Consider the following 17,229-nt stretch of genomic DNA (forward strand, 5'->3'; position numbering starts at 1 on the left):
GCGGGGCGCGCACGACCCCTCGCGCTGCCCGGGGTGACCATGCCGGATGTTCACAGGGAATTGGTATTATTCCCTTGAAGAACGCCCTCCTGACCGCCGTGGCTCGGACTGGCGTGGTTCGGATTGGCGCGGCTCCGAGATGCGCGGCTCCGAGATGCGCGGCTCGGATTTGCGTCGCTCTTCTTCCAGGGCGCGGGCAAGCAGGCGCTCGAAAAAACCGTCGCGTTTTTCTCCGGTGTCAGAATTCGGCTCAGGCGGTGGAGCAGTCGGTGACGGCGACGGTGAAGCAAGGACCACAATTTGCTGTTGGACCAGTGAAGCGATACCCACATACACATCGATCAGCGTGACCGACAGATCGCGCGCAATGTCGGGGATCGACCGCTGCCCGTCGATCAGCGTCAGCAGCGGAGCAATATCTTCGCCGACCAGTGATTGCGCGCGCTGGAGAGGCATCCGCAATGTGGGAATGGCGCTCAGCGCCGGCACGTAGGGACGCACCAACGCCCAGGTCTGCGCCTGATGCTCCGCCAACTCGATGATTTCCCATGGGTCCATCCAGAGTGTTGGCGTGACCGGCGCACCATCGGCGGAAAAGCGAAAGGAAGCATCGCGCTCGGCGAACATGCGTCCAATAGCATCGACGCCTTGCAATCCCGACAGTTCGGCATGTTGCGGCAGACCATCGCGGAAGAAGATACGACCAACGTCGTCGCCAACCTGTACTTCCAGCACACCGCTGACCGAACTGTAGACTGCCATTTCAATCAGTTCGCGCAGCGGAAACTGGCTGAGAGACCCTTCGAGTTGCACAGTACGTCTCCGCCCAATGGTATTGTGTTTGAAGGAACGCACACAACTTGCATGTTCACGATTGCTCCCGTTATTATAGCGTATGCCGTGTACGACGTGCGTGCATCGACGATGGAGAACGCTCCACGCCAGCAGCACAATCGCGGGAAACCTGTGCGACAGGCGCGCGTAGATGGTGGTGGAACCGTTACAAGCACAAGGAATATATGCCATGCTCAAACAACGCATCGCCTCGATTATCACAGCGGCTATCTTCCTTGGGATTCTCTGGGTGATCCTTGGGCGCGTCTGGATTGTCATCTGGGTTCAGGTTCCCTGGTGGGTGCTGCTCTTGAGCGGCGTGATACTGTTTTTGGTCATCGATTACCTGGTGCATCGCGCATTCGGCGGGAAGCCGTAGGTTCGATTATCATGACATTGGACCTTCGCTGTACGACGGGAACCGCGCTGTTCGCGTCGCTCATATCGATGGATTGATATGTTTCCTGAACTGACCGATCGCCAGCATCGCATTGTTGCGCTGGCGGAAGAACTTTCGTCGCGCTTTGCCGATCGTGCGGACCGGTATGACCGCGAAGGAGGGTTCCCGTTCGCCAATCTGGCCGATCTGCGCGACTCCGGGTACCTGCGACTGGTCGTGCCGCAGCGATACGGTGGCGAGGGCGCCGATCTGTTTGAAATGACGCTGGCGCAGGAACGCCTTGCTCGTGGCTGCGGCGCAACGGCGATGGCAGTCGATATGACAATCCACCTGATCGGGCGACTGGCGGAAACACCGTCGTGGACTGAGCCAATGGTTGCTATGATCTGTCGCGCGGTGGTCGAAGAAGGCGCGCTGATCAATTCGGCGGCGACCGAGGCGGACTTGGGCAGTCCCTCGCGCGGCGGCGCACCGGCAACGCGCGCCGTGCCCTCCGAAGGCGGCTGGCGCATCAGTGGGCGGAAACTGTTTGTGAGTATGGCGCCGGCGCTGCGCTGGTTTCTGGTCAGCGCAACGCTGCCGCCGGACGCCGAGACGCCACAGGGGTCCATCGGCAGTTTTCTGGTCGAAGCCGGTTCACCGGGCATCCGCCTGGAGGACTCCTGGAGCGACTCGTTGAGTCTGCGGTCGAGCGCGAGTTACGATCTTGCGCTCGATGATGTGTTCGTTCCGGCGGAACGTCTGGTGGAGCGCACACCGATTGGCGCGCCGCCACGCCCCGGCGCACCAACGCAGATGGCGTGGTTTGCGTTGACCCTCTCGGCGGTGTATTTGGGCATCGGGCAGGCGGCGTGTGACACTGTTTGCGCGTATGCGCGCGAACGCACCCCAACTGCGCTTGGGCGACCCATCGCCACGCTGCCGAACATTCAGCACCGCATTGGCGTGATGCAGACCGCGTTGAGCGCTGCCCGCAGCGTGTTGCACCAGACGGCGCGCGCCTGGGTTGCGCGCCCGGCAGAGCGCAGCGCAATGACGGCGCAGATTGCAATGGCGAAGTATCTCTGCACAAATGCCGCCTGCGACGCCACCGATCAGGCGCTGCGGATTGCAGGCGGATTTGCGCTGACGCGCGCGCTGCCGCTCGAACGCTATTTTCGTGACGCGCGCGCCGGTCTGACGCATCCGCCGAACGATGATGCTGCACTGGAGTTGATCGGCAAACATGCGCTGGGAATGTAATCGTGGACCTTGGCTTACGTGATCGAATAGCACTGGTGACCGGCGCATCGAGCGGCATCGGTGCAGCGACAGCGCGCCTGCTGGCGGAAGAGGGCGCTGATGTCGTGATTGCTTTTGGGCATGACGAGGCTGGCGCGCGGCGAACAATGGCAGCAGTCGAGGCTGCCGGACGGCGCGCCTGGCTTTGCCGCTTCGACATTGCCGATGCTGCTGCGGTCCAGACTGCCATTCGCACCGTCAGCGCACAAACGCGCGGGTTTGATGTGCTGGTCCTGTGCGCCGGATACAATGCTGTCACCCCGTTTCCCAACATTGCACCGGAAGAATGGAATACCGTCGTCGGTATCAACTTGAATGGCGCATTCTACACGCTGCACGCGGCGATCCCGTTCTTGCGCGACGGCGCTGCGGTGGTGACAGTGGCGAGCGTCGCTGCTGCGACCGGCGCGCCGCACCATGCGCACTATGCAGCGGCAAAGGCCGGACTGGTGAACCTGACGAAGAGCGCAGCGCGGGCGCTTGCACCACGGGTGCGGGTTAACTGCGTTGCGCCTGGCATTGCGCTTACACCTATGGGGCGCGACACCGTCGCCAACCTTGCCCCCGATTATGCGCAGACAAAACTTGCGCTGCAACGCTACGCCGAACCGGACGAAATCGCGCGCTGTATTGTCTTCCTTGCCAGCCCGGCGGCCAGTTTTGTCACCGGCGCGACTCTCGATGTCAATGGCGGAAGGGACATGCGCTGAGCCCGTGCCCTGGCAGGCGGGGCTGCGTGTCCGCCGCACAGGTTGCGCGTTCGCCGCAGGCGCCGCCTATCACGCCTGCGCTCCCAGGAAGAGCATGACAGTCAGACGCTGATGTCTTTGATTGACGCTCTGTGCAACAGATGCTACACTGGCGCTGTTGTGGATTGCCTGAGATGAGGGAGGGACGTATGTTTGAGAAGGTCGATCATATCGGTTTCGCCGTGCGCGACATCGACAGCGCTATCGCTTTCTACAGCCAGACGTTCGGGATCGGTGAGTGGGAACGTATCCCAATGCCGGAGCGCCACATGGAAGTTGCGGCAACGCGCATGGGCGATATGCTGCTCGAACTGATTGCGCCAACATCGGATGAAGCGGCGTTTGCGAAATATTTGAACGAACGTGGTCCCGGCATGCACCACATCGCCTACAGAGTGAACGATATCGTCGCTGCTCTGGCAGAGATCAAGGCGCGCGGCGTTCAACTGATCGACGAAACGCCGCGCCCTGGTCTGCACGATACGCTGGTCGCCTTCCTTCATCCCAAGAGTTGCCAGGGCGTGCTGGTCGAACTGGTGCAGCATCGCCATTGACACGACGACATGGTCCCTCAAGGTGTACAGCGGATCGGTGCGTGAACGGAACGCCTGTGCCTGAGCATCTTCGTCGCAGTATCCTCATCTCACTCGTCCTGGGGCTGTTCGTGGCAATTGCGCTGGGGTTAATCAGCGACATCCGCGAGGTGGCTGCCAGTTTCAGCGGTTTCGATTGGTCGGCGCTGCCGATGGTGCTGGGGCTGACTCTGTTCAACTATGCGCTACGCTGGCTGAAGTGGGATTACTACCTGCGTCGCATGGAGATGGGGAACGGCGTCGGGCATTACGATAGCGTCCTGCTTTTTACCGGCGGCATGGTGATGGCAGTGACGCCTGCTAAGGTTGGTGAGGTGTTGAAATCGGCGCTGCTGAAGCGGATCAACGGCACGCCAATTTCTGCGTCTGCGCCAATTGTGCTGGCGGAGCGCATTACTGATGGGCTGGCGATGCTTCTGCTGATGGGGGCCGGGTTGACCCTCTACCCGCCGGCACGTCCTGCGTTCGTGGCACTGCTTGTGCTGACAGTCGCCGGATTGCTGCTGGTTCAGTCTCGGTCATTCATGCGTCGCGTGCTGGCGCTCCTTGCGCGCCTGCCATTCGCCGGTAAAGCGGCGCCACGTGTGGCAACCGCCTACGAGAGCAGCCAGCGACTGCTTTCGTGGCGATTGCTGTTCGTTTCTACCATCATCAGCGTGGTCTCGTGGTTTGGTGAATGCGCCGCCATGTACTATGTACTGGTTGGGCTTGGGGTTCATGGCGAAGACTTACTGCTGAAGGCAACCTTCGTCTTTGCGGCATCGACGCTCTTTGGTCTGGTATCACTTCTGCCCGGCGGGCTGGGGGTGTCGGAAGCGTCGAGCACCGGATTGCTGGTGCTGCTCGTACCGATGGCTGCCGGTCCTGCAACCACAGCAACGATTATTGTTCGTTTCTGTACCCTCTGGTTTGGCGTGAGCCTGGGGATTGTCGCCCTGGCACTGTTCAACCGCCGATATGGCGCAGCAGCGCAGGAGGGGTTAGGGGTCAGGGGTTAGAGGTCAGGGGTTAGGGGTTAGGGGTCAGGGGTTAGGGGTTAGGGATTGGGTTCTCAGTTCTCGGTTCTCAGTTCTCGGTTCTCAGTTCTCAGTTCTCAGTTCTCGGTTCTCCTCAATGAAACGGATCATCACGCTCCTTCTCACACTCATCGTGCTGTTGCTCCTCTCGTCGTGCGCCGCGCGTCCGCTCCTTGGCGATGTGACACTGTCGGCAAACGAACTACGCCCGACGGGGGCTGGCGAGACGGTGACGATTACGTATGCCATTGGTCGCCCGGCGCGAGTGACGGTGGCGCTGGTCGATGACGGCGGAACGCGCTATACGCTTCGTCGTGACGAACCGCGCGCTCCCTCCACCGAACCGTATGCGCTGCGCTTCGATGGCACGGCGCCGACTGACGATCCGGCGCTGCTACGGCGGATGCTCCCCGGCGGCGCCTATAAAGTTGTTGTCGAGGCGGTCGGCGACGATGGAGCGCGTCAGACGGCGGAGCAACCACTGACCATCATTGGGCAGGACGCGCCGTTGCCGCTGATCGAAAACCTGGTTATTTATCCTGACACGATTTCGCCCAATGCCGACGCAATTGATGATGTGGCTGAGATCACTTATCAATTGCCAACAACAGCGACGGTAGACATCGTGGTAGCAGCGCAGGATGGTGCGACATTTCCGTTCGTCACGGCTGCCGAAGAAGAACCCGCGTTGCAGAAGCATGTCTGGAATGGGCGCACCGTTGACGGCGCTCTGCTTCCCGATGGCGTGTACACCCTGATCATCCGGGCACAGGATCGGTTTGGCAACCTGGTCGAACAGCGCCGGTCGATCACGATTGAAGGCGGCGGGCAGCCAGAAGCGCTCATCACCTATAGTTACATGGCGCCGCAGTCGGTGATGCTTGGCGAGGTGATCACCGTCACCGTGCGTGTCCGCAACACCGGCATCGTGCCGATCCGCACCTATGGACCGCCATCGGGGTACGAGTACGACACCGATCAGGTCTTTTCGTCAATCGCAGATGGCGCATATGTTGCGCGATCCGGTGGGTTCTGGCGAATTGGCGTCGATTGGGACGCCAACAGCGGCGGCGCTGCCAAACGCTACCCTTACCGCTGGGCAATTTCGCCGCGACCGCCAGAGCAGTGGCGTGTTCCCTTTGAGGAAGACCTGCTGATGCCAGGTGAAGAAGCGGAGATCGTCGGGCGTATACGGATTCGTCAACCAGAGACGAAGATGGGATTTTATGTCGGATTGATCCAGGACGGCGTAGGGTTTTTCCAGGATCGCACCGGTCGCACCATCATCAAGGTCGGGTTTTGATCATCGATTTCAGGACGCAAGCGGGAGCGTGAAAAAGAATGTCGAACCGCGCCCGAGTTCGCTCTCGACCCAGATGCGCTCGCCGTGCGCTTCGATTGCCTGTTTGCAGAAAGCCAGCCCCAACCCGGTGCCGCCGCGCCGCTCACCGACCTGGCTGAACTTAGCGAAGATCCGCTCGCGATCACCAGGCGCAATGCCCACCCCCTGATCGCTGACAGTCACAAGAACTTTCTCCTGCCCATCCTCTGGACGCACAGCAGCCTGCACCCGCACCAGTCCGCCACGATTGCTGAACTTGATCGCATTACTGACCAGATTTTGAAGCACGCGCCCCACAAGCCCGACATCGGCATAGATGTGTGGGATGTCGCTATCGACCCCGATCTCAACCGAGATGGCGCGATCCAGCGCCAGCGACGACAAGCGTCGCACTGCATCGACGATAATGCTTCGAATATCTCCGCGACAGCGTTCGATCGGCATACGTCCGGCTTCGAGGCGACTGATGTCGAGCAGGGTGTTGATCATCTCCAGCATGCTCGTCGCGCTGGTATTGGCGATCTGCAACACATGCAATTGCTGATCACTTAACGCGCCTGGCACACCACGCATCATCAACTCAAGCGACGCCATCACACTGGAAAGCGGGCTGCGCAGGTCGTGAACAATCATATGCATCAAATCCTGCCGCATACGATCCGCCTCGCGCGCCGCAGTGATGTCCCGCACAACGAGCAGCACACCGCCATGACTATCGCCGCTGCTCTGCGCCCGGAGCACCGACCATTCCAGATAGAGGAACCTGCCGGCGCTTCCGCTCAGTTCGCCGGCAATGAATTGAGCGGCGCCACTCAACGCATCGTCGATCGCGCGCTGCAATGCCGCGCACTCTTCGGTTGCATAGGCTGCGGACTCGAACCAGCGCGCCAGAAATGCATCGATCGGCATACCCTGGAATCGACCGGCATCGAGCGCCGTCAACTCGGAGAGCGCCGCATTGGCAATAGCGACCGTGCCATCGGCGCTGATCAACAGAATGCCTTCACGCGTCGATGCCAGGATCGACGCCATCTGATCGCGCGCCGTGCGCACCGCCACGAAGAGATCAATGCTTTCGATAGCGACTGCCGCCTGCGATGCAAACAAGACGACCGTTTCCTGATCAGACGGCTCCGGCGGGGCATTCGCATAGGCAACGCACACACACCCAAGCGTGCGTTGCGTGGCGCGCAGCGGCACGATAAAGATCGTGCAGCGAGGCGAACGCATCGGAGCGTCCGGATCGGGCGCCAGCGTTTCAGGACGACCGATAGTCATGACGTGATGCACCGCCTTCAGCAAACGCTCATCCATTGCGATGCGCAGCCCAATCGACACGACAGACCGAACTCCTTGGTCTTCCGGCAGCAGCACCATCGCACCAAGCGCACCGGTCATTTCTGCGATCCCGCGCGCCGTCATGCTTAAGATTTCGTGCGGACTGCGCAGCGTCGTGTTGATCGCCATGCCGAACGCATTGAGCGCCGTCAGGCTGCGGAGGTTCTGTTCAAGTTGCTCGTTGGTACGCGCCAGTTCCTGTGCGCGTCGCGCCAGCGCCTGATCGATTTTCTGAAACTGGCGCGCGTTTTCCAGCGCGATGACGGCATAATCCGCCAACGCTTCGAGGAGTTGTTGATCTTCGAGGGTGAACGGACGCCGATCGCGTCGGTTGATCACCTCGATGACTCCTTCCACCCCCCCAACGCCGCGCAGCGGCACCGCCAGTAAGGCGCGGGTTGTAAATCCGGTCGAAAGGTCCAGCGAACGGTAGAAGCGCGTATCGGACTGCACATCGTTGACGATCACCGATTGCCCGGTCGTAATAACATACCCGGCGATGCCAACGCCACGCGGCAGGCGTTGACCTAAGATTCGTTGCCCGACCTGCCCGGTCGTATAGGCGAACACCATTTCGCCCGTAGCCTCGTCGGTGAGCAGCAGTGAACTCTCCTCCACGTTCAGCAACTCCGTCACCTGACGCAGGATAATACCCGGCACCTGTTGCGGATCGATAGATGACGTAATGATGCGCCCGATGCGGTTCAGCACCATCAACTGCTGCGCCTGGCGCTCGGTGCGTTCATGGAGTTGGGCGCGGTCGAGCGCGACAGCCGCGTGCGTCGCAATGGTCATGAGCAGATTGACGTGTTCCTGGCGATATACATACCCTTCGCGCGAGCTTGCCAGCACAATGACGCCAATCAAACGCTCATCGGCAATGAGCGGCACACCAAGCCAGGCTGGACCCAATATGCGGCCCTCGATCATCCGTGGCTGAATGCCGCGCTGCGCGCACGCTTCCGCATAGTTGCTGACACACAACGGCTTTCGTTCCCTGATGACCACCCCGGCAAGCCCAACGTTGATCGACCATCGTTCTCCGGGAGGACGTCGTTGCCCGTCGTGCATCAGGTAGACTGGCTCCAATTCCCCGGTGTACCCATCGTATAACGCAATCAAGAAGGTTGGCGCTTCGACGATGCGCTGGACCGCCGTGTGGATGACAGCAAACAGTTGGGTTCGATCAAACGCACCGCCGAGTAATTGTCCGATCTCATTCAATGTTTGCAACTGCGCTGCCTGATCATCCCGCCGCCCAAAGTTACCCAACAACGCCAGTGCAGGACCTGCCTGTGCGGCAATCAGTTCCAGCAGCGGCGCCAGATCGGGCGACCAGACGGGATCGATCAGGCATACCCAGCCTATCAGGGTGCGTCGCGCGCGCAGCGGAGCAAAAATCAGGCTCTGGTCCTGTCCTGGCACGACGACTTCCCCGGCGCGCAACGCAGTCAGGCACTGTTCATCGGGCAACCGCACGGCGCCAACGCTATGCAGCAAACTCGGCTCACCCGCCATCAGCGCCACAACCTGGCAATCGCGTGGCGCGAAGACGCGCTCGATCGCAGTGACAACACATGTGACGCCTGCATTGAGGCTGGTTGCCAGCGACAGATCGGAGCTGAGGCGGTGCATGATGTCAACACTATTGATATCGAGTGCAGGCGTGCGTTCCATACCGGGCTTTGTCGAAGTCCTTCATCTTTACCGTCATTTTACCAAAGAGCGCCGCTTTGAGCAAAGACAACATCGCTTTTGCACATGGTTCGTATGCGTGCTATACTCACATCCTGTAGTCAAAACATTGTCTGGTTCCGAATCATGAGCAGCGCATTTCGCACAGTCTGGTGGGAAGCGGGTCAGGTGTGCCTGATTGACCAGCGATTGTTGCCGAACGAAACAAGCGTTGTGCGCTGCACAACAGTCGAAGAGGTCGCCCGTGCCATTCGCACGATGCAGATCCGCGGCGCACCCGCCATTGGCTGCGCTGCGGCGTATGGCATGGCGCTTGCCGCACACCACGCTGCGAGCACGGCGACCGACGGCGACCATCAGCAGGTCTACGACCAGTTGGCGGCGGCGAAGACGATCCTCGATGCGCAGCGCCCAACGGCGGTAAACCTCAGCTGGGCGACCCGGCGTGTGCAGGAGAAGGTCCGACGCCTGATCCCCGCAGCGCCCAACACGCTGGCGCGGGCGGCGCTCGAAGAAGCGCACGCCATCCTGGCGGAAGACCTGGCAATGTGCTATGCTATTGGGCGTCACGGTGTCGCCCTGATCCCGCCACGCGGTCACGTCCTGACGCACTGCAACGCTGGCGGGCTTGCCACCGCCGGTTACGGCACAGCGCTCGCGCCGATCCGCATGGCCCACGAACAGGGTCGCCCGATCCACGTGTATGTCGATGAAACCCGCCCATTCCTCCAGGGCGCGCGGTTGACCGCATGGGAATTGCTCCAGGAGCGTATCCCAATGACCCTGATCACCGATACCATGGCAGGGCACTTTATGCAGCGCGGCGCGATCGATTGTGTCATTGTCGGGGCCGACCGTATCGTTGCCAATGGCGATGTCGCCAACAAAATCGGCACCTATAGCCTGGCAGTGCTGGCGCGCGCTCATGGCATCCCATTTTATGTAGCGGCGCCATCATCGACGATTGATCTGTCACTTCCGAACGGAGAAGCGATCCCGATCGAAGAACGCAGCCCTGATGAGGTGACGACCTGCTTTGGTCGGCGGATTGCGCCGGAAGGAGCGGTTGCAGCACATCCGGCATTTGATGTCACGCCATCGCATCTGGTGACGGCCATTATCACCGAGTGCGGTGTGATCTACCCGCCGTTCGAGGAACCATTACGGCGGGTGGTGGCAGGATCAGAGTGACTTATGCCGCTGCCCTTCTATCCAGCATGCCTGCCGTTGTCGCTTGGCGCCCTGCCGTATCGCAGCGCTGTACAGGCGCTCGATGTCGCGCGCCGGTATGCAGGAACGCTGCTTGCCTGGCCGCAGTTGCCGCAGCGAAGTTTTCGTGAACAGTGTCTGGTGCAGAGCATCATCGGCTTTCCTGGTCTGGTGGTTGATGCTGCGGCGTTTCGGGTGTACGTTGATCGTCGTGAAGCGGAACGTCGGCTCGACGCGCTGTTGCTCGCGTACCTCGAACACACGATCGACTACGCGGCGCTCAGCGCCGATGACGCCGCCGGTCTCGCTGAAATAGTGCGCATTGGCGGAGGTCGTGATCTCCGCGCAGTCAAGGGGCAGATTCTGGGACCGATCAGCGTGGCGCTGCAAATGACCGATGAACATGAGCAACCGTTGATCTATGATGATATGCTGTTCGATGCGATCGCGCACATGCTACGGTTGCGCGTGGCATGGCAGGAGTTGCGGTTGAGCGAGATCGCCCCGGCCACCATCATGTGCATCGATGAACCGCTGCTTGAAGCGGTGGCGTCGCCGTTCTTTCCGCACGATTGGGATCGTGTCGCCGGGCAGATCGACGATGTGCTGGCAGGGATTAGCGGTTGTCGGGCGCTGTACACACGCGGCAACGTCGATCTTAATCACCTGATGCACACATCGGTCGAGTTGTTGATCGCCGAAAGCGCCGTGTACCGACGCCTGTGCGCCTCGGGGTGCGATGAATTGAGCGCGTTCCTCGAACGCGGCGGCATGGTCGGTATTGGGATCATTCCTTCCGATGCCAACCGCCTGGCGTCGGTGTCGGTTGATTCGCTCTTCGAGGAATTTGCCTCATTATTGGATGATTTCACATCACAGGGCGTCGCCCGCGATCGCATGCTGCAACAGATGGTTATATCGCCGGCGCAGTCGCTTGGCTATCTCGATAGCGCCAGCGCCGAACGGGCCTTGTATCTGCTTGCTGGCGTTTCCCAGCGGATTCGTGAGGAATATGCATTGATCTGACAGGTGTGCGTATGCGTCGTATCATTGTCACCGGCTCGCTTGCCTACGACTATATCATGGTGTTTCCCGGATCATTTCAGGATCATATCGTGCCAGAGATGCTTCATAAGTTGACCGTCAGCTTTCTGGTCGATACCATGCGCCGCATGCGCGGTGGGGTGGCGGGGAATATTGCCTACACACTGGCGTTGCTTGGAGAGCGCCCACTGGTGCTGGCAAGCGCAGGACAGGATTTCGGCGAGTATCGCGCCTGGATGGAGCGTCAGGGCATCGATACAAGCGGCATTGTCGAGGTGGCCGAAGATTTTACCGCGTCGTGCTTTATCAACACGGATCGCAATAACAATCAGATCGTGGCCTTCTATCCGGGTGCAGCGAGTTATTCGCGTCATCTGTCGCTTGAGCAGTTGAACCTGGGACCCGATGATATGGTGATCATCTCGCCAACCGACCCGGAGGCAATGGTGCGTCATGCGGATGAGTGTCGCCGCATGGGCGCGATGTTCGTTTTCGACCCCGGCAAACAGACGCCACGCCTGAGCGGTGAGCAGATTCTGGCTGGCTTGCACGGCGCAACGGTGCTGGTTGGAAATGACTATGAGTTTGCAATGATGGCGCAGGCAACCGGACGATCCGTTGAAGCACTGTTGCAGGCAGCGCCTGTGACCGTCGTGACCCGCGGGGAACATGGGTCGACGATTTATGATCAGCGGTGCCATGAGGTCTACGATGTGCCGCCGGCGCCGGTTGAGCGAGTGGTCGATCCGACCGGCGCCGGCGATGCCTACCTTGGCGGACTCGTGTTCGGTCTGGCGCGCGGGATGCCGCTGCCGGTTGCGGGGCGTGTGGCTGCACTGGCTGCATCATATGCCATCGAGCGTCGCGGGTGTCAGGAGCATTCCTACACGCCGGATGAGTTCGCGGCGCGGTACGAGCGCGTCTTCGGGCGCGCGCCAGAATTGACGCAGGGCAGCACAGTATCGTCGCTACGGTAATAGAATGCTCATTCTTGGGTGAGATCCGGTCATAGGGATGTCATCCTCCATGGGTAGAATGGCAAAAGATGCGTCGCCAGCGGGCGATCCGCTGGCTGCGCAGAGTGATTGCACACGATGAACACAGGAGAACCAACGCATCATGGGGAAGAATTTCGATATTAAGGATGCCAGCCTGGCAGAGTATGGTCGCCGCCGGATCGATTGGGCTGAAGCCGAAATGCCGGTGCTGCGCCAGATTCGTGAGCGCTTTGCCAGCGAGCGTCCACTCAAGGGCGTGCGTCTGTCTGCCTGCCTCCACGTGACGGCAGAAACTGCCAATCTGATGCGAACGCTCGCCGCCGGCGGCGCCGACGTGGTGCTCTGCGCGTCCAATCCGCTCTCCACGCAGGACGATGTCGCCGCTTCGCTCGTCGTGCACGACGAAATCCCGGTCTACGCTATCAAGGGCGAAGACCACGAAACGTATTACCAACATATCACCGCCGCACTCGACCACAATCCGCACATCACGATGGACGACGGCGCCGACCTGGTGACCGGCGTACTCAAACAGCGTCCTGACTTAATCCCCGCGATGCTGGGCAGCACCGAGGAAACGACAACCGGCGTCATCCGCCTCAAGGCGATGGCAGCCGATGGCGTGCTGAAGTTTCCGGTCATCGCCGTCAACGATAGCGATACCAAGCATCTGTTCGATAATCGTTACGGCACCGGGCAGAGCACGCTCGATGGCATTCTGCGCGCTACGAATGTGCTACTTGCCGGAAAAACCTTTGTGGTCGGCGGCTATGGCTACTGCTCACGCGGCATTGCCGAACGCGCACGGGGCATGGGCGCGAATGTCATTGTGACGGAAGTCAATCCAATCCGGGCACTGGAAGCCGCGATGGATGGCTACCGCGTCATGCCGATGCGTGAAGCCGTGAAGGTTGCCGATTTCGTCGTCACGGCGACCGGCAACAAGAATGTCCTCGATGCGGAAGACTTCGCCGTCATGAAAGACGGGTGCATTGTCGCCAACTCGGGGCATTTCAACGTCGAGATCAATATTCCCGATCTGGAAGCGCTGTCGGTTGAGAAGCGCCAACCACGCGCATTTGTCGATCAGTACATCCTCAAGGATGGACGCCGGATCAACCTGCTCGGTGAAGGGCGCCTGATCAATCTGGCAAGCGCCGAAGGGCACCCCAGCGCCGTTATGGATATGTCGTTCGCCAATCAAGCCCTGGCAAGCGAGTATCTGTTGACCCACAAAGGGAAACTGCCGAACGGCGTGCATGCGCTGCCGAAAGAAGTGGATCGCGAAATTGCGTCGCTCAAACTCAAGTCGATGGGTATCATGATCGATACGCTCACGCCTGAACAGGCGAAATACCTGGCTTCCTGGGAAGAAGGAACGTAAACGAGGAACGTATGTCAACATCCTTCATGAAATCGCCACGCCTCTTCTTCACCTCAGAATCGGTGACCGAAGGGCACCCGGACAAAATCTGCGATCAGGTGTCGGATGCCGTACTCGACGCTTTTCTGTCGCATGATCCGCGTGCGCGCGTCGCCTGTGAAACCGCGACGACCACTGGACTGATCGTTGTCATCGGTGAAGTCACCTATGAGCAGGGGTACATCCCTATCGAAGAGATTGTTCGCAAGACTATCAAGGATATCGGCTATACCGACGCTGCGTATGGCTTCGACGCCGATACCTGTGGCGTGATGGTTGCCATCCATGGGCAATCGCCGGACATTGCGCAGGGTGTGAATCGGGCGCTGGAGGTGCGCAGTGATGGGCAGGTGACCGAGGAAGAAGTCGCAACCATCGGCGCGGGCGATCAGGGGATGATGTTTGGATTCGCCTGTAATGAGACGCCAGAGTTGATGCCATTGCCGATTGCGCTGGCGCACCGGATTGGTCGGCGCCTGTCGCGGCTGCGCAAGGATGGCGTGCTGCCCTACCTGCGTCCCGATGGCAAAAGCCAGGTGACCATCGAGTATTCGTATGGGCGCCCGGTGCGCGTCGATACGGTGCTGGTCAGCAATCAGCACGCTCCTGATGTGACCCAGGAACAGATTCGCCACGACATCATTCACCATGTCATCCATGAAGTTATTCCAAATGACCTGCTCGATGAGAAAACGAAGTATTTCGTCAATCCAACCGGGCGCTTCGTCATTGGCGGTCCGATGGGCGACAGCGGACTGACGGGACGCAAAATCATCGTGGATACATACGGCGGCATGGCGCGCCACGGCGGTGGCGCCTTTTCGGGCAAAGACCCGACGAAAGTTGATCGTTCCGCTGCCTACGCCTGTCGCTGGGTTGCCAAGAACGTTGTGGCTGCCGGTCTGGCGGATCGCTTCGAGATTCAGGTGTCCTATGCGATTGGCGTCGCCCGTCCGCTCTCGATCAGCGTCGAATGCTTCGGCACCAATAAAGTTCCCGAAGAAACGATCGTCAGGCTGATCGATGAACACTTCGACCTGCGACCTGGCGCGATTATCCGCGATTTGCGCCTGCGCCGACCGATCTATCGTCCGACAGCCGCTTACGGACACTTTGGGCGCGACGACATCGATGCGCCGTGGGAACAGACCGACCGCGCCGAGGCGCTGCGACGCGCGGCGGGGCTGTAGGCGAGAGGAGCGCGCACGATGCTGCGTCCGATGTGATTGTTCCTTCGGCACTGACGCCGGGGGCGGCGCCGATGTCCTCGATGCGTGTCGCCACCCCCTGGTCACCTCGTGAGCCGCCAATCCCAACGTCACAATTCGGGCACGGATTGTCCGACGACAATCCGCCGCATTGCTCCACGCTGAACCGTCAGAATGATCGCGCAAAAGCGCCGAGCCGACAGGGATTCACGCGATCATCAGGACGGGCATATGATCACTCCGTCCGGTCTCGCCCGCGCAGGCGCGTTGTGCCTGCCATACGCTGCGACGTGCGACATCGGACGGATGATCGATCAATTCAGGACCGTGCTCGCTCTCGCGTCCGCTTCCTTAAACCCTCAGCCTGCGGTACAATGTGCAGGTAATACCAATGACGATTGAAGATGCCGCATGCGTGTCATTCCGCGCGCAGCGACTGGTCATTCCGCGCGCAGCGAGGAATCTAAGCGGGTCGCGCACGACCCCTCGCGCTAATCGGGGTGACCATGCCAGATGTCACAGGTCATTGGTATAAGACGTCGTAAGGAGCGCCCATGCAACTCTTCAACCGTCCTGACCGCACCAGACGTTTACTGAATGCGTTTCGCACCAATTTTCTGTTTCTGATCTCCGATGGCGCATATCCGCCGCATCGACAGCAGCGGCTGTACCGGTGGTGTCAGAAAGTCGGGCTGGATTGGGCGCGCGCGCGGGCGCACGTCGCACCGGAGGCAACCACATTTTTACAGAGCGTCATTCAGCGCAGCGTGAATGATGGCGCCATCGCGCCGGAGGAAATGCAGAACTTGCAGCGCCTGCGGCGGAGGCTTGGGCTGCCGGAGGATGTGGAACCAATGACGCGGCTCTACGATCTGGTCGAGCGCAAGATTGAGCATCTGCTGGTTGAGCGCGCCGCTTATCTGAGTGAGGAGCATGTCGTCCGGCGACTGACAGAGCAGATTGGCGCATATCATCTCCCGAAGGAGCGCGAGGAGCGTCTTCAGCGTCTGCTGCAACAGCAGCACACGTATGCGCGATTGATGGCTGGCAGGTTGCCGGTTCTTGCAGCCCCGATCGACCTGCCGGATGGTGAAGTGTGCCACGATTACCGCGAGATTTCGTTTATCGAAGCGACCGCAGCCGCGCGCCACTCAGGAGTCGGTTATCTGGCGGTAACCTGCAAACGGGTTATGGTGCTGTCGCCGCACGGCGGTAGCGCAACGCGCTGGCACGACATTCGTCACGTGCAGTTGCAGAGCGACCGCGCCGTGCAGATCATCACGGCAACGACGAACCTGCTCGTGTACTGTGACGAACCGCAGTATGTCGCCACCCTGATCATTGGCGCGCTGCGACGGTACACGCAGCACATTCCCTCCTCACCACCCTCGAACAAGCGCCTTGTTCCGAACGTGTGAACGCCATTGTGCGCATAGCCCGCCAGCGCGACGACTCGATAACACGCTTCGCGCACCCCATCCCTGAAATAGCGGCGCCGAAACTCAAGAGCCGAGACAATGACTCGTCTCGGCTCTGTGCATTGCGCAACTCAATACGTGGAGCCGATGGTCGGATTCGAACCGACGGCCTGCTGTTTACGAAACAGCTGCTCTACCGCTGAGCTACACCGGCATTTCGTGATCATTGTAGCATAGAGTGTGATGCGTTGCAAGCCGGTAGGGCTTCTCAGTTCCTTAATGGAAGATGCATCCAGCGTAATGCGATGCCGAGGTCGGTGGTGATGGCGTTGCGCGCGGTTGGGATGTAGCGACCCGGAAGATGTCGCCGGATGAGATTGATCACCACATTCCGGCACACGGCGAGGATGACCCCAATGGCCCGTCCGTGCAAGCGATCTTCCTGCATGCTGCCATCCCGTGGTCGGTGGACTTGATTTTCGATCGTCCAGTGGTTGCGGATGCTCGCCAGGAACTGTGCGGGCGTGCGTTGGCGACTACTGACGACCGTCACTTCCTCTACCGTCCACAGGTCCGCATGCCGCCGCCGACACCAGCGTCGGAGCCCGCCAATCTGTGTGACCTGCCGCCACCCATATGCGGTCATGAGAGACGGCCCCACGTCTCCCGCATCCACGACCC

The 17,229-nt window shown here is 60.3% G+C and carries 15 protein-coding genes and 1 tRNA gene; 12 read left to right on the top strand and 4 right to left on the bottom strand.

Annotated elements, in window-relative coordinates; genetic code table 11:
• Positions 1–66: 66 nt before the first annotated feature.
• Positions 67–855 (bottom strand): DUF4388 domain-containing protein, encoded by a 789-nt coding sequence (locus RCAS_RS00795; protein WP_232280115.1) that lies wholly within the window; start codon positions 853–855, stop codon positions 67–69.
• A gap of 169 nt (positions 856–1,024) precedes the next feature.
• On the opposite strand from RCAS_RS00795, the gene RCAS_RS00800 reads away from it, so the two are divergent.
• The 6 genes from RCAS_RS00800 (at position 1,025) to RCAS_RS00825 (ending at position 6,176) form a co-directional block, all read left to right on the top strand.
• Positions 1,025–1,213 (top strand): hypothetical protein, encoded by a 189-nt coding sequence (locus RCAS_RS00800; RefSeq protein ID WP_041330113.1) that lies wholly within the window; start codon positions 1,025–1,027, stop codon positions 1,211–1,213.
• 78 nt (positions 1,214–1,291) lie between these two features.
• Entirely contained in the window at positions 1,292–2,476 is a 1,185-nt protein-coding gene (locus tag RCAS_RS00805) for an acyl-CoA dehydrogenase family protein (RefSeq protein ID WP_011997690.1), read from the top strand.
• Positions 2,477–2,478: 2 nt separating this feature from the next.
• On the top strand, positions 2,479–3,225 hold the full coding sequence (locus RCAS_RS00810) for an SDR family NAD(P)-dependent oxidoreductase (protein WP_011997691.1): 747 nt from the start codon (positions 2,479–2,481) through the stop codon (positions 3,223–3,225).
• A gap of 188 nt (positions 3,226–3,413) precedes the next feature.
• Positions 3,414–3,818, top strand: coding sequence for a methylmalonyl-CoA epimerase (gene mce, locus RCAS_RS00815; RefSeq protein ID WP_011997692.1), 405 nt, complete (start codon positions 3,414–3,416; stop codon positions 3,816–3,818).
• A 56-nt stretch (positions 3,819–3,874) separates the two neighbouring features.
• A complete protein-coding gene (locus tag RCAS_RS00820) occupies positions 3,875–4,855 on the top strand; it encodes a lysylphosphatidylglycerol synthase transmembrane domain-containing protein (RefSeq protein WP_011997693.1) in 981 nt (326 codons plus the stop codon).
• Positions 4,856–4,970: 115 nt separating this feature from the next.
• On the top strand, positions 4,971–6,176 hold the full coding sequence (locus RCAS_RS00825) for a flagellar hook assembly protein FlgD (RefSeq protein WP_011997694.1): 1,206 nt from the start codon (positions 4,971–4,973) through the stop codon (positions 6,174–6,176).
• Positions 6,177–6,185: 9 nt separating this feature from the next.
• Here the strand turns inward: RCAS_RS00825 and RCAS_RS00830 are convergent, their stop codons facing one another.
• On the bottom strand, positions 6,186–9,230 hold the full coding sequence (locus RCAS_RS00830; RefSeq protein ID WP_011997695.1) for a GAF domain-containing protein: 3,045 nt from the start codon (positions 9,228–9,230) through the stop codon (positions 6,186–6,188).
• A 144-nt stretch (positions 9,231–9,374) separates the two neighbouring features.
• Here RCAS_RS00830 and mtnA point away from each other — a divergent pair, with 144 nt between their 5' ends.
• From mtnA to RCAS_RS00860, 6 genes are all read left to right on the top strand, one after another.
• Positions 9,375–10,439: an S-methyl-5-thioribose-1-phosphate isomerase gene (gene mtnA / locus RCAS_RS00835; RefSeq protein WP_011997696.1), complete on the top strand. Its 1,065-nt coding sequence runs from the start codon at positions 9,375–9,377 to the stop codon at positions 10,437–10,439.
• 3 nt (positions 10,440–10,442) lie between these two features.
• A complete protein-coding gene (locus tag RCAS_RS00840; protein WP_011997697.1) occupies positions 10,443–11,483 on the top strand; it encodes a uroporphyrinogen decarboxylase/cobalamine-independent methonine synthase family protein in 1,041 nt (346 codons plus the stop codon).
• Positions 11,484–11,494: 11 nt separating this feature from the next.
• Positions 11,495–12,478, top strand: a complete 984-nt coding sequence (locus RCAS_RS00845; protein ID WP_011997698.1) for a carbohydrate kinase family protein — start codon at positions 11,495–11,497, stop codon at positions 12,476–12,478.
• A 142-nt stretch (positions 12,479–12,620) separates the two neighbouring features.
• Entirely contained in the window at positions 12,621–13,883 is a 1,263-nt protein-coding gene (ahcY, locus tag RCAS_RS00850; protein WP_011997699.1) for an adenosylhomocysteinase, read from the top strand.
• A gap of 11 nt (positions 13,884–13,894) precedes the next feature.
• Positions 13,895–15,112 carry a methionine adenosyltransferase gene (gene metK / locus RCAS_RS00855; RefSeq protein ID WP_011997700.1) on the top strand — a complete coding sequence of 406 codons (1,218 nt, stop codon included), beginning with the start codon at positions 13,895–13,897 and terminating at the stop codon, positions 15,110–15,112.
• A gap of 572 nt (positions 15,113–15,684) precedes the next feature.
• Positions 15,685–16,548 carry a hypothetical protein gene (locus RCAS_RS00860; protein ID WP_011997701.1) on the top strand — a complete coding sequence of 288 codons (864 nt, stop codon included), beginning with the start codon at positions 15,685–15,687 and terminating at the stop codon, positions 16,546–16,548.
• A gap of 139 nt (positions 16,549–16,687) precedes the next feature.
• On the opposite strand, the gene RCAS_RS00865 is transcribed toward RCAS_RS00860, so the two are convergent.
• Together RCAS_RS00865 and RCAS_RS00870 are read right to left on the bottom strand one after the other, a co-directional pair.
• Positions 16,688–16,762, bottom strand: a tRNA-Thr gene (locus RCAS_RS00865).
• Positions 16,763–16,816: 54 nt separating this feature from the next.
• The gene (locus tag RCAS_RS00870; protein WP_157042497.1) at positions 16,817–17,194 is read right to left on the bottom strand and encodes a hypothetical protein; all 378 of its coding nucleotides are present in this window, start codon (positions 17,192–17,194) and stop codon (positions 16,817–16,819) included.
• Positions 17,195–17,229 lie beyond the last annotated feature (35 nt).

This window comes from Roseiflexus castenholzii DSM 13941, assembly GCF_000017805.1.
In the GTDB taxonomy this organism is placed as follows: Bacteria; Chloroflexota; Chloroflexia; order Chloroflexales; family Roseiflexaceae; genus Roseiflexus; species Roseiflexus castenholzii.

Coding starts and splice junctions, on each gene's coding strand:
- RCAS_RS00800 (WP_041330113.1), top strand. CDS start 1,025: ATGCTCAAACAACGCATCGCCTCGATTATCACAGCGGCTATCTTCCTT.
- RCAS_RS00805 (WP_011997690.1), top strand. CDS start 1,292: ATGTTTCCTGAACTGACCGATCGCCAGCATCGCATTGTTGCGCTGGCG.
- mce (WP_011997692.1), top strand. CDS start 3,414: ATGTTTGAGAAGGTCGATCATATCGGTTTCGCCGTGCGCGACATCGAC.
- RCAS_RS00825 (WP_011997694.1), top strand. CDS start 4,971: ATGAAACGGATCATCACGCTCCTTCTCACACTCATCGTGCTGTTGCTC.
- RCAS_RS00830 (WP_011997695.1), bottom strand. CDS start 9,230: ATGGAACGCACGCCTGCACTCGATATCAATAGTGTTGACATCATGCAC.
- mtnA (WP_011997696.1), top strand. CDS start 9,375: ATGAGCAGCGCATTTCGCACAGTCTGGTGGGAAGCGGGTCAGGTGTGC.
- RCAS_RS00840 (WP_011997697.1), top strand. CDS start 10,443: ATGCCGCTGCCCTTCTATCCAGCATGCCTGCCGTTGTCGCTTGGCGCC.
- RCAS_RS00845 (WP_011997698.1), top strand. CDS start 11,495: ATGCGTCGTATCATTGTCACCGGCTCGCTTGCCTACGACTATATCATG.
- ahcY (WP_011997699.1), top strand. CDS start 12,621: ATGGGGAAGAATTTCGATATTAAGGATGCCAGCCTGGCAGAGTATGGT.
- metK (WP_011997700.1), top strand. CDS start 13,895: ATGTCAACATCCTTCATGAAATCGCCACGCCTCTTCTTCACCTCAGAA.
- RCAS_RS00860 (WP_011997701.1), top strand. CDS start 15,685: ATGCAACTCTTCAACCGTCCTGACCGCACCAGACGTTTACTGAATGCG.
- RCAS_RS00870 (WP_157042497.1), bottom strand. CDS start 17,194: ATGACCGCATATGGGTGGCGGCAGGTCACACAGATTGGCGGGCTCCGA.